Genomic DNA, 12506 nt, shown 5'->3' on the forward strand with positions numbered 1-12506 from the left:
CAGGGCGTGCGCGCCTCACAGGGCCACCTTCAGGCCGAGCGCATAGGTGCGACCGTATTCTTCCATCTGCAACGTACGCGAGCGCGTGCCCTGATACAGCTCCAGCGGCTTGTCGAGCAGGTTCTGCGCCTCGAAATAGACGCTCACGTTCGGGGTGAACTTGTAGTCCAGGCTGAAATCCAGCTGGGTGTTGGGCGCCACGTAGATGTCGTAGGCGCGGCTGTCCCCGAGCGTGTCCAGATACTCGCTGCGGTACACCGCGGCGAGGCGGGTACTGAAGGCATCTTTCTCGTAGCCGATGTGCGCGCTGTACACATGCTTGGACGCACGCGGCAGCATGAAGTCGTCACGCTCGCGACCGGCTACGCCCGGATCGAAATCGGTGTCCAGCCAGGTGCCGCTGGCGCCGACCAGCAGCCCGTCCCAACCGGCCGGCAGGAACGCCAGCTGCTGCTGCCAGTTGAACTCGGCCCCGGTGACGTTGGCCTTCTCGCCGTTGATCACGCGGGTGACCTCGTAACCCGGATACGCCGGATCATTGTTGCTCACAGTGTTGACGATGTAGCCGTCGATCGACTTGTGGAACAGGCCCAGCGAGATGATACCGGTGCTGCCGATGTACTTCTCCACCGACAGATCGAGGTTGTTGGATTCGTACGGGTCCAGCTGCGGGTTGCCGATCCGCACTTCTTCATCGCCCCGGCTCAGGCCGACGCGCGGGGCGATGTCGCCGAAAGACGGCCGCGACACGGTCTTGTTGGCGGCCGCGCGCAGCACCCAGTCGTCGCCGGCGTCATAGCGCAGGTGCAGGCCGGGCAGCACGTTGGTGTAGCTGCGGCTCACGCTGAGCGGGGTGACCGTGTAGCTGCGGCCATTGCTGGCCACGTCGACACTGTTGCCGGTGGCGGTGAACTGGGTATTTTCCACGCGCACGCCGCCGATGATGCGCAGCGCGCCGATATCCCAGGTGCCCATCGCATAGCTGGCGAAGATGTCTTCGCTGGCGGTGTAGTCCTCTTCCAGCGAGGTGAGCGCGTTGCCGCCGGCGTCCTGTGGGCGCGCACTGTACTGGGCGCCGTGCTGGGCCCAGTAACGGCGCATGGCATCCGAACTCATGCCCTGGCCGAGACTGCCGCCGCGATGGTCCGGGCTGGCAGTGGTCCAGTCCGACAACGCGATGTCCGGACCGACCCGCAGTTCGCGCTCGTCGGTATCGGCGTTGCGGTCGCGCCACCGGCCGAGCAGGCCGAACTTATAACTGGTGTTGTCGCCGTCGAAACGCAGATTGACCTGCGCGCTGCGCTCCTCATCGTCCACGCGCTTGGGCGAAAGCACGACGCGGTCGACGTCGTAGTTGCCGTTGTCCATCCAGCCGGCATCGCCGAGGGTAAGGCCGGGTACGCGGCTGCGCTGGTCGACGGTGGCGCTGGTGTCATAGCCGGCGTATTCGAAGCGCGCTTCCATCTCGTCGTTGACGCGTTCTTCGGTGCGGGTGTAGCCGACCTTGTAATCCAGCACCGCGCCGCTGAGGCGATTCTCGCCGCCCAGGCTGGCGGCGAAGGTGTTTTCCTTCTTGGTGCGGTAGCGCATGCGCTTCTGGATCGCATCGGCGGGCAGGTCATCGATGCGGTACTGATGGTTGCCCAGTGCGGTCACCTCGCCGTCGCCGACGTTGAAGAGGGTGCGCTGGCGGGTTTCGGCATCATCGAACTGGCTGTACAGCGTGCGCAGGTAGTAGCGGCTGTCCTCGTTGGGCCGCCAGTCGAGGTTGAGGTTGGCGCCGATACGCTTGCGCTCGATCTCGTACTTGCGGCGCTGCAGGCTGTTGGCGAACAGGTCATCGTCGGCGCCGCCGTCGAACGTGCCGTACTCCACTTCGGTGTTGTCCGATTCGAACTTGCGGTTCTGGTAGTTCACGCCGAGCGCCACGCCGAAGGTATCGGCGAACACTTCGCTGTAGTTGATGGCCGCCTTCGGGCTGGTGTTGCCGGACAGCTGCTGGTGGCTGGCTTCGATCTTGCCGCGCAGGTTGCGGCCTTCGCGGTCGAAGGCCGACGCCGACTCAACCAGGATCGCACCGCCGATGGCATCGCCGGGCATGTCCGGGGTGGGTGATTTGACCACGCGCAGGCGTTCGGTCGAATCGGAGGGAATCACGTCCAGCGGCGCGGCGCGGCTGGAATCCTCCGGGGTGCCGATGGCGATGCCATCGACGCTGACGCTGTTGAGGTTGGCATCCAGCCCGCGGATGACCACGAAACGGCCTTCGCCCTGGTCGCGGGTGACGCTGACGCCGGGCAGGCGCTGCAGCGATTCGGCCACGTTCTTGTCCGGGTAGACGCCCATGGCATCGGACGATACGGCGTCTTCGATGGCATCGCTGCTGCGCTTGAGGTCGACCGCGCGGGTCTGCGATTCCAGCTGCGGGCGCACCTCGACCCGGTCCAGGTCGACCGCCCCGGCGCCGGCGGCGCTGGCTTCGACGGCCTCGACGGCAAACACCGACGGACTGGCCATCACCAGCAACGACAGGCTGATCGCCTGGCCCAACGCACGCTTCTTCTGCACGACTATCCCCAACGGTGTAAAGACTGGGTCAGCACGGTATGTCCGCGACGTTGCATGGGCATGACACCGGGACAGGGGAACGGGGAATTGGGAATTGGGAATTGGGAATTGGGAATTGGGAATTGGGGACGGGGAATTGGGGAATTGGGGAATTGGGGAATTGGGAAATCGGGAATTGGGAAATCGGAAATCGGGAATTGGGAATTGGGAAATCGGGAATCGGGAATCGGGAATTCGGGAATTCGGGAATTCGGGGAATTCGGGGAATTCGGGGACTCGGGGAATCGGGGAATCGGGGACTCGGGAGGCAGCRTAGAGCCGAGCCATGCTCGGCTGCTCTTGGCGCTGCACTGCCTGCCGAGCGTCGGCGTCGGCTTCGTCACTGTCTGGCCTGCCGAGCATGGCTCGGCACTACCGGAGATCGTGGCTTCGGCTTTGGCTTTGGCTTTGGCTTTGGCTTTGGCTTTGGCTTTGGCTTCGGCTTCGGGCTTTGGCTTCGGAGGKCCTTGCGGCAAACTACCCGTCTCCCCTCTTCGTTGCTCCTCCCATGAAAATCGTCGAAGTGCGCCATCCGCTGGTGCAGCACAAGATCGGCCTGATGCGCGATGCGTCCCTGAGCACCAAGGACTTCCGCGAGCTGGCCAATGAACTCGGCGGCCTGCTGGCCTACGAGGCCACCGCCGACCTGGATACCGAACCGCACACCCTCGCCGGCTGGGCCGGTCCGGTGACGGTGCAGCGCATCGCCGGCGCCAAAATCACCGTGGTGCCGATCCTGCGTGCCGGGCTGGGCATGCTCAGCGGCGTGTTGTCGCTGATTCCGGCCGCCCGGGTCAGCGTGGTGGGCCTGCAGCGTGATGAAGAAACCCTGCAGCCGGTGCCCTACTTCGAGCGCCTGACCGGCCGCCTGGAAGAGCGCGACGCGCTGATCCTGGACCCGATGCTGGCCACGGGCGGCACTCTGATCGCCACCATCGACATGCTCAAGCGCGCCGGCGCGCGCCGCATCAAGGGCATCTTCCTGGTTGCCGCCCCCGAAGGCATCGCCGCCGTCCAGGCCGTGCATCCGGATGTGGAGATCTACACGGCCGCCATCGATGCCCGCCTCAACGAAAAGGGTTACATCCTGCCGGGCCTGGGCGATGCCGGCGACCGCATCTTCGGTACCCGCGTCGTCGGCTGATCACCGCGACTGTCCCGGTGGCCGCATGCGGCCGCCGGCGACCTGGGGGCGCGCTGACGCGCCAATCCAACCCCGCCGGTAATTTCACGCCCTCTGCTCATGCCGGGGCAGAAGCTGCGCGCACCATCAACCCGTGCGTGGAGCGTTGTCATGAAAACCGTGTCCCTGCTGGCCTGCCTGCTGTTGATCGCCAGCCCCGTACTGGCCAGCGCCGCCACGCCACAGCAACAGCGCATGGCCGACTGCTCAGCCAAGAACAAGGGCAAGACCGGCGAGGACTACAAGTCCGCGCAAAAGGCCTGCCTGAGCGGCCCGGCACCGGCGGCGACCACGCCGCAGGAGCGCATGAAGCACTGCAACGCCGACGCCGCCACCCAAAAGCTGGCCGGCGATGCGCGCAAGACCTTCATGAGTAGTTGCCTGAAGGCGCATTGATCGCCGGGCGAAGTGCGTCCAATGATCCGATGGTGCCGCCCAACAATCGACACCCCATGACCCGGTAGTGCCGGCCGTTGGCCGGCTCCTCATGATCTTGCCGAAGACTACGTGGAGCCGGCCAGCGGCCGGCACTACCGATGCTGCCGGCGGCTACGGGGAGCCGGCCGGCGGCCGGCACTACGCGGCGCTTACGCCAGCGCGCGCGCCTTCAATTCACCCTGCTCATGGACGGTGCCGAAGCGACCCTTCTCATCGCGGGCCACCTGCGCCAGCGCGCACTGCGGGTCGTGGGTAAAGAACAGGTGCACGTTGCGCGCCAGTTTGTCTTCCAGGAAGCTGCGCTTTTCGTCGATCAGCAATTCCGCGTTGCGGTCGTAGCCCATGGTGATCGGCACGTGCACCCACGAACGGCCGGGAATCAGGTCCGCACAGAACACCACGCCGCCCCGTGCCTGGCCGTCGGCCTGCTCGGGGCCGACGATCTCGGCCAGCATCAGGCCCGGGGTGTGTCCGTCGCTGAAGCTGAAACGCACGCTGTTGCCGAGCGCCTTCGAATACGGCCCGTCCACGATCTCCAGGCGTCCACTGGCCTGCAGCAGCGCGGGCAGCTCCGGAATGAAGCTGGCCCGGTCGCGCGGGTGTGGTTGCAGGGCGCGTTGCCAGTGTTCGGCACCCACCAGGAACGTCGCGTTGGGGAACAGCAGTTCAGGCTCTCGGCCTTCGCTCCACTGCGCCAGCAGGCCGCCGGCGTGGTCGAAGTGCAGGTGGCTCAGCACCACCACGTCGATGTCCTCATGCTCGAAGCCGGCCTCGCGCAGGGATTCCATCAGCACGTGGCGCGGTTCCTGCACGCCGTAGCGTTCGCGCAGTTTCGGCTCGAAGAATGCGCCGATACCGGTTTCAAACAGCACGGTCTTACCGGCCAGCGGGCTGGCCAGCAGCGCCCGGCAGGCCAGCTCGATCCGGTTCAGATCGTCCGGCGCCGCCCATTTTTCCCAGACCGTCCGCGGCGCATTGCCGAACATCGCACCGCCGTCCAGCTTCTGTGTGTTGCCGCGTATCGACCATAGTTTCATCGGCAAATTATCCGGCGCGGCGCGTTAAATATTCGCTAGGCGCCCATAACGAAAAACCCCGCCGGGCGGCGGGGTCTCGAACGCATGGACAGCGGCCGGGTTCAGCGGCCAGCGGCCGGGGTCACCGCCGCGCTGCCCACCGGGTTGCGCGGATCGCTGCCGCCGCTGAGCACGTTGCTGCGGCGGTCCCACTCCACCGTCTGCAGGTTGCCCCACACGTGGCTGGAACCGCGGCCGCCTTCGGCGCTGTCGCCGGGCAGTTCGATCTTGTGGCCCATCGCCTGCAGCTGCTTGATGGTGTCCACCGCCAGCGCACCGGTTTCGGCCGAGATTTCGTCCGGCAGCCACTGGTGGTGGTAGCGCGGCAATGCGGCCACCTGCTGCGCGCTCAGGCCGTCGTCGTAGCCGAGGATGCCCAGCAGCACCATGGTGATGATGCGGCTGCCGCCCGGCGTGCCCAGCACCACCACCTTGTCCGGCGACTCCATGAAGGTCGGGGTCATCGAGCTGAGCATGCGCTTGCCCGGCTTCGGCGCGTTGGCCGCATAGCCCATCACCCCGAACGCGTTGGGGGTGCCCGGCTTCAGTGCGAAGTCGTCCATTTCGTTGTTGAGCAGCACGCCGGTGCCCTTGGGAATCAGCCCCGAGCCGTACAGCAGGTTCACCGTCTGGGTTGCGCCGACACGGTTGCCGTCGCGGTCGATGATGGAGAAGTGGGTGGTCTCATCGTCTTCCAGCGGGGTCGGATTGCCCGACAGCAGGTCGCTCGGCGTGGCCTTTTCCGGATGGATGGTCGCCCGCAGGCCCTGCGCGTAATCCTTGCTGGTCAGCACCTTCTGCGGAATCTGCACGAAGTCCGGATCGCCCAGGAAGAAGGTGCGATCGCGGTAGGCGCGGCGCATCGCTTCCACCACCAGGTGGGTACGGTGCGCTTCATCCATCGACTTCAGGTCCCAACCTTCCAGGATCTGCAACATCGCCGCCAGCGCGATGCCACCAGAGGACGGCGGCGAGGCGGTGGTGATCTTCCAGTCACGGTAGTTGAACACGATCGGTTCGCGCAGCTTGACCCGGTAACCGGCCAGCTCCTCGGCGGTCCAGCGGCCGCCGGCCTGCTTCACGCCGGCCAACAGGGCCTTGCCGGTCTGGCCGCGATAGAACCCATCGAACCCCTGCGCGGCCAGCCGCTCCATCGTCGCTGCCAGTTCCGGCTGGCGGAACACATCGCCCTCTGCGATCGGCTTGCCATTGCGCAGGTACACCTCGCGGGTCCCGGGGTAGCGCTCCATCACCTCACGGCGCGAGGCGTAGCCCTTGGCCATGCGCGCGTACACCGGGAAGCCTTCACTGGCGACACGGATCGCCGGGCCCAGCGAGGTCCGCAGCGGCAGCTTGCCGTGCTTGCTGGACAGCTCCACCAGCGCTGCCGGCAGGCCCGGGATGCCCGCCGACCATGGACCGTTGACCGAGCGGTCGCGGTCCAGCTCGCCCTTTTTGTCCAGGAACGCCGCTTCATTGGCCGACTGCGGCGCGGTCTCGCGCGCGTCCAGCATCACATCCTTGCCGGTGGCTGCATCGTGCAGGAGGAAGAAACCGCCGCCGCCCAGCCCGGAGCTGATCGGCTCGACCACGGCCAGCGTCGAGGACACCGCCACCGCCGCATCGAAGGCGTTGCCGCCCTTGGCCAGGATCTCCATGCCGGCCTCGGTGGCCAGGTGGTGACCGCTGGCGATCGCCGCACCGTCGGGATGACTGGCCAGGGAACCCTGCGCCGGTGCGGCCGACCATGCCACCGGGGACCACAACAGGACGAACAGCAACCAACGACGCGACAACGTATTCATTCGGATGGGGGCTCCGCATAAAGTTCGGGATGGTCGCGCTGCAGACCGTACAGCTTCGCCAGCAGGGCGTCCTGGGTTTCCGGGATGTCCGGATCGGGATCGATGCATTCCACCGGGCAGACGACCACGCACTGGGGTTCGTCGAAATGTCCCACGCACTCGGTGCAGCGGGCCGGATCGATCACGTAGATGGTTTCACCCATCGAGATGGCCTGGTTGGGACAGGCGGGCTCACACACGTCACAGTTGACGCAGAGCTCATTGATTTTCAGCGACATGGCGTTACTCCACGCCCACGCCGGCGGATGAGGACCGACCCGCGCCGTGGCGCAGGCCGGTCATCGACGGCTTCCCGGAAGAAGCCGCCCGGGCCACGCCACAGGCGCGGCCGCCACTGCACGGGTTACTTGGCTTCTACGAAGATGTACTCGGCGCCGGTCGGCTGCACGATGGACTGCACGCGGGCGTTGTCAGCGGCCTTGCCGATGAACACCACGCGCACACCCTTCATCGAGTCGGCCGGCACGTCCTTGAACACGGCCTGGATCATGTCGGCCATCTTCGAGGAAGCCGACGAACCGAAGGCCAGCATGTTGCCCGGCTGGATGCCGCGCGCGACGGCCTGGGTGGCGCTTTCAACCTGGCGCTCGTACTTGGCGGCGAACTCCGGATCGGACTCCGGCGAGAGGTAGTACAGGAACGGGCTGTTGGTGATGTTGCCCATGTTCTGCACGGCCACGGCCTGCAGGTACTTCTTCCAGCCGGCGTCGTCATTGGCGTCCGGGGCGACCAGCGCCTGCTGGGCTTCGGCAACCGGAGCGGCCTCTTCCTTCTTGCAGGCGGTGAAGGCCAGCGCGAACGACGCGATCAACATGGCACGCATGGTGTTGTTCATGGAATTCCTCCCTTGGTGATTCTTGGTATGTATGGGTCTGACGGGTTTTTACGACTGGCCCGACTTCGCTTCGCGGACCTTGCGCAGCGCCTCGAGCACCGAGGCCGGCACGAAGCCGGACACGTCGCCGCCCAGGCGGGCGATCTCGCGGACCAGCGAAGACGAAATGAAGCTGTGCTGCTCGGCCGGGGTCAGGAACAGGGTCTCGACCTCGGGGATCAGATGACGGTTCATGCTCGCCATCTGGAATTCGTATTCGAAATCGGACACCGCGCGCAGGCCGCGCAGCAGCACCCCGCCATGCACCGAGCGCACGAAATGCGCCAGCAGCGTATCGAAACCGATCACTTCCACGTTGCGATTGTGCCCCAGGGCCTCGCGCGCCAGCTGCACACGCAGCTCCAGCGGCAGCGTCGGGCCCTTGGACGGGCTCTGCGCCACGCCAACCACGACCTTCTCGAACAGCGGCGCGGCCCGGTTCACCAGGTCGATGTGACCGTTGGTGATCGGATCGAAGGTGCCCGGGTACACGGCAATGCGGCGGTTGGCCACGGTCATACGTCAGCTACACGTTGTGATCTGGTGAAAGTGTAGCAGTGGCGCGGCGGTACAGGGCAAAACGCACCTCCCGGGTCCCGCCCTCGCGGTGCAGCAGCCACGGCGCGGGCACCCGCGGCGCCTGCTCGGCCGGTGCCTCCAGGTACAGCCAGGCATCGGCGGCCAGGTGCGGCCCCAGCCCCGCCAGCACTTGGTCCCACAGCCCCGCCGCGAACGGCGGGTCCACGAACACGATATCGGCCTGCCCGGCCGGCGCCTGCGCCAGCCACTGCAGCGCATCGGCCTGCACCACCTGCACCTGCCCCTGCGCGCCCAGCTTGGCCACCGAGTCGCGCAGCTGCCGGGACAACGCCGCATCGCGCTCCACCAGCGTCGCCTGCCCGGCCCCACGCGACACCGCTTCCAGCCCCAGCGCACCGCTGCCGGCGAACAGATCCAGCACCCGCGCCCCACCGATACGCGGCGTCAGCCAGTTGAACAGCGTCTCGCGGACCCGATCACTACTGGGCCGCAGGCCCGGCGACAGCGGTACCGGCAACTTCGTCCCGCGCCACTTGCCGCCGATGATCCGCACCTGGCCCACGGCCGCCGCCACCGGCTGGCGCGGTTTCATGCGCGGCTCCGGGCGAGGACGGTGGAAGGGGCGTACGGGCGGAAAGGAGTCATGGGCACGAAGGTCGGGCGATTCAGACCTGCATTCTAGGCGCTGAACCCGGGCGCGCGCGCGTCACGCACCACAGGCGGCACATGGCGACCTCCTCAATGGACGGCGGATCCATTCCGCCGCTCATAGCGCGACACTGCTGCCCGCCATTTTCCACACCGATGGCCTGGCCAGCATCCATGCGAATGTCTCATCGACAGACGGTGAGTTTCGAGACGGAATACGCCACATAGTTCCGCCTGGCCAACGAGAATCCAAATGCCGCATCAGCGGTCACCTGGACACTCACAATGAAGGAATTCGCATTCGCCCTGATAGTTGCATTTCCAGTATCTGCGACCCCTCCTTCCGCCCTCCAGGATCGGGTGGAAGTGAATACAAGCGGAGAGAGGACCCTGATCAGAGCCTCTGAGTGGCCAGACTTCCAAGGAGGCCTTGTCGCTGTCGAACAGCGTCTGGTGATGAACGAGGACGGGAATCCCACCTATCAGTATTCCCGCCAAAGCAAAGCAACACAGCTTTACCATGAGGCGTTCTGCCTCGAAAAGAATGCCCGCCCGGCTGGTGGCGAGGCAGTGCTGGAAGGCAGTATTGCAGCCTGGATATGCGAGTTACGCGATGGGGATGAAGTGCTCGCCCCACAAGCGGCCAGCCCTCAGCACCCGCAGTCATCGACGGACAGGTCCTCCGATTATGTTCTTGCAAATGCACCCAATGGCTCAGCCAGCGCAGGGGTCAACTTCCACTCCACGGGCACTATTCGCTACAGCAACTCAAGCTCCGGCTCAATGCGAGGCAGTGTCTCGGCCGACAGCGGAAGATGTGCGACGTATTTCTCTCAACACTACAATGATTCGTTCAGCGGAAGTCATATTGCAAACGCGATCTGTATCGTTCACGAGCCGAGAAGGATATCGACCAAAATGGAAGGGTGCGTCCCCCGCCTATGCGGGTCCGATAGTGGATCGGTGACCGTCAACTGAAAGAAGCGCACTCGATCTCCAGTCCCGGCAGGTCTGCCCGCGGGTACGCCGCGTCATGAGTAAAGGGGCGGCCTGGGATCTCGCTGCGGCCTACGCATTCAGACGCCACGCGTCGGCACTGGCTCCGCGCCGCCTCTGCACGCCCTTGAAAACCCACCCCACCACCCCTACCCCTTGACCAGCCGCCGCGCCGGGCGCGGCATCGTCCAAGGAGCACCGCCACCCATGACCGAGCAGACCCAAAAGCAGACCCTGGGCTTCCAGACCGAAGTCAAACAGCTGCTGCAGCTGATGATCCACTCGCTGTATTCCAACAAGGAAATCTTCCTTCGCGAGCTCATCTCCAACGCCGCCGACGCCTCCGACAAGCTCCGCTTTGAAGCCCTGACCCAACCGGCCCTGCTCGAAAACGGTGGCGACCTGCGCATCCGCGTCAGCTTCGATGCCGACGCCCACACTCTCACCATCGACGACAACGGCATCGGCATGAGCCGCGAAGACGCCATCGCCCACCTTGGCACCATCGCCAAGTCCGGCACCGGCAACTTCCTGCGCCAGCTCTCCGGAGACCAGAAGAAGGATTCGCAGCTGATCGGCCAGTTCGGCGTCGGCTTCTACAGCGCCTTCATCGTCGCCGACCAGGTCGACGTCTATTCACGCCGCGCCGGCCTGCCTGCGAGCGAGGGCGTGCACTGGTCCTCGCGCGGCGAAGGCGAGTTCGACGTTGAAGCCATCGACAAGCCCGAGCGTGGCACCCGCATCGTCCTGCAGCTCAAGGACGACCAGCAGGACTTCGCCGACGGCTGGCGCCTGCGCAGCATCATCAAGAAGTACTCGGACCATATCGGCCTGCCGATCCAGATGGTCAAGGAACACCACGGCGAGGATGCCCCGGCCGAGGTCGAATGGGAAACCGTCAACCGCGCCAGCGCGCTGTGGACCCGCCCGCGCACCGAGATCACCGACGCCGAGTACCAGGAGTTCTACAAGCACGCCGCGCACGACCACCAGGACGCGCTGGCCTGGAGCCACAACAAGGTCGAAGGCAAGCTCGAGTACACCTCCCTGCTGTACGTCCCCGGCCACGCCCCGTTCGACCTGTACCACCGCGACGCGCCCAAGGGCCTGAAGCTGTACGTCCAGCGCGTGTTCGTGATGGACCAGGCCGAACAGTTCCTGCCGATGTACCTGCGTTTCATCAAGGGCGTGGTCGATTCCAACGACCTGTCCCTGAATGTCTCGCGCGAAATCCTGCAGTCCGGCCCGGTCATCGACTCGATGAAGTCGGCGCTGACCAAGCGCTCGCTGGACATGCTCGACAAGCTCGCCACCGACAAGCCCGAGGTCTATGCCGGCTTCTGGAAGCAGTTCGGCCAGGTGCTCAAGGAAGGCCCCGCTGAGGACTTCAACAACCGCGAGAAGATCGCCGGCCTGCTGCGCTTTGCCTCCACCCATGACGCCAGCGGCGAGCAGAGCGTGTCGCTGGCCGATTACGTCGGCCGCATGATCGACGGCCAGGACAAGATCTACTACCTGACCGGCGACAGCCACACCCAGGTCAAGGACAGCCCGCACCTGGAAGTGTTCCGCAAGAAGGGCATCGAAGTGCTGCTGCTCACCGACCGCATCGACGAATGGCTGATGGGCTACCTGACCGAGTTCGACGGCAAGTCGTTCGCCGACGTCGCCCGTGGCGACCTCGACCTGGGCGCGCTGGAAAGCGCGGAAGACAAGCAGGCGCAGGAGGCCGTGGCCAAGGACAAGCAGGCCCTGGTCGAACGCATCAAGACCGCGCTGGGCGACGACGTGGCAGCCGTGCGCGTCTCGCACCGCCTCACCGATTCCCCGGCGATCCTGGCCATCGGCGAACAGGACCTGGGCATGCAGATGCGCCAGATCCTGGAAGCCAGCGGCCAGAAGGTGCCCGACAGCAAGCCGGTGTTCGAGTTCAACCCCGGCCACCCGTTGATCGGCAAGCTGGACCAGGAAGCGGACAGCGCGCGCTTCGACGACCTCAGCCGGGTGCTGTTCGACCAGGCTGCGCTCGCCGCCGGCGACACACTGAAGGATCCGGCCGCTTACGTGCGCCGGCTCAACAAGCTGCTGCTGGAGTTGTCGGCGTAAGGCGAGGTGTGGCCCAGGTGCCGGCCGCGGGCCGGCATTGGCAACCCGCACGTGCCGACCGCTGACCGCCGGTTGGGAACCCGGTAGTGCCGGCCGCTGGCCGGCTCTTGGGAACCCAGGTAGTGCCGGCCGCTGGCCGGCTTCATGCATGCGCTCCCGAGGCTCATGAGGAG

General features: G+C 65.7%; 11 protein-coding genes. 4 read left to right on the plus strand and 7 right to left on the minus strand.

The genetic code is table 11. The features are described 5' to 3' along the window. Positions 1 to 15 precede the first annotated feature (15 nt). A complete protein-coding gene (locus AC1DR7_RS15895) occupies positions 16 to 2517 on the minus strand; it encodes a TonB-dependent receptor (RefSeq protein ID WP_478052651.1) in 2502 nt (833 codons plus the stop codon). A gap of 598 nt (positions 2518 to 3115) precedes the next feature. Here AC1DR7_RS15895 and upp point away from each other — a divergent pair. Both upp and AC1DR7_RS15905 read left to right on the plus strand, forming a co-directional pair. Next, positions 3116 to 3751, plus strand: a complete 636-nt coding sequence (upp, locus tag AC1DR7_RS15900) for a uracil phosphoribosyltransferase (protein WP_256774052.1) — start codon at positions 3116 to 3118, stop codon at positions 3749 to 3751. A 150-nt stretch (positions 3752 to 3901) separates the two neighbouring features. Next, positions 3902 to 4186 (plus strand): PsiF family protein, encoded by a 285-nt coding sequence (locus tag AC1DR7_RS15905; protein WP_256774053.1) that lies wholly within the window; start codon positions 3902 to 3904, stop codon positions 4184 to 4186. A gap of 191 nt (positions 4187 to 4377) precedes the next feature. On the opposite strand, the gene AC1DR7_RS15910 is transcribed toward AC1DR7_RS15905, so the two are convergent. The 6 genes from AC1DR7_RS15910 to rsmD form a co-directional block, all read right to left on the minus strand. After that, positions 4378 to 5265, minus strand: coding sequence for an MBL fold metallo-hydrolase (locus tag AC1DR7_RS15910; protein ID WP_256774054.1), 888 nt, complete (start codon positions 5263 to 5265; stop codon positions 4378 to 4380). Positions 5266 to 5366: 101 nt separating this feature from the next. Further along, positions 5367 to 7109: a gamma-glutamyltransferase gene (gene ggt / locus AC1DR7_RS15915; protein WP_478051753.1), complete on the minus strand. Its 1743-nt coding sequence runs from the start codon at positions 7107 to 7109 to the stop codon at positions 5367 to 5369. Then, positions 7106 to 7387 (minus strand): YfhL family 4Fe-4S dicluster ferredoxin, encoded by a 282-nt coding sequence (locus tag AC1DR7_RS15920; RefSeq protein ID WP_228887506.1) that lies wholly within the window; start codon positions 7385 to 7387, stop codon positions 7106 to 7108. The genes ggt and AC1DR7_RS15920 overlap by 4 nt, the downstream gene beginning before the upstream one ends. Before the next feature lie 125 nt (positions 7388 to 7512). Next, on the minus strand, positions 7513 to 8004 hold the full coding sequence (locus AC1DR7_RS15925) for a hypothetical protein (RefSeq protein WP_256774056.1): 492 nt from the start codon (positions 8002 to 8004) through the stop codon (positions 7513 to 7515). Positions 8005 to 8052: 48 nt separating this feature from the next. After that, positions 8053 to 8562 carry a pantetheine-phosphate adenylyltransferase gene (gene coaD, locus AC1DR7_RS15930; protein WP_478051752.1) on the minus strand — a complete coding sequence of 170 codons (510 nt, stop codon included), beginning with the start codon at positions 8560 to 8562 and terminating at the stop codon, positions 8053 to 8055. Between the two features lie 7 nt (positions 8563 to 8569). Further along, positions 8570 to 9175 (minus strand): 16S rRNA (guanine(966)-N(2))-methyltransferase RsmD, encoded by a 606-nt coding sequence (gene rsmD, locus AC1DR7_RS15935; protein WP_457322170.1) that lies wholly within the window; start codon positions 9173 to 9175, stop codon positions 8570 to 8572. Between the two features lie 341 nt (positions 9176 to 9516). Here rsmD and AC1DR7_RS15940 point away from each other — a divergent pair, with 341 nt between their 5' ends. After that, positions 9517 to 10209, plus strand: coding sequence for a hypothetical protein (locus tag AC1DR7_RS15940; protein WP_478051751.1), 693 nt, complete (start codon positions 9517 to 9519; stop codon positions 10207 to 10209). Between the two features lie 225 nt (positions 10210 to 10434). Then, positions 10435 to 12333 (plus strand): molecular chaperone HtpG, encoded by a 1899-nt coding sequence (gene htpG, locus AC1DR7_RS15945; RefSeq protein WP_478051750.1) that lies wholly within the window; start codon positions 10435 to 10437, stop codon positions 12331 to 12333. Positions 12334 to 12506: the final 173 nt, after the last annotated feature.

This window comes from Stenotrophomonas sp. P5_A9, from assembly GCF_056400525.1.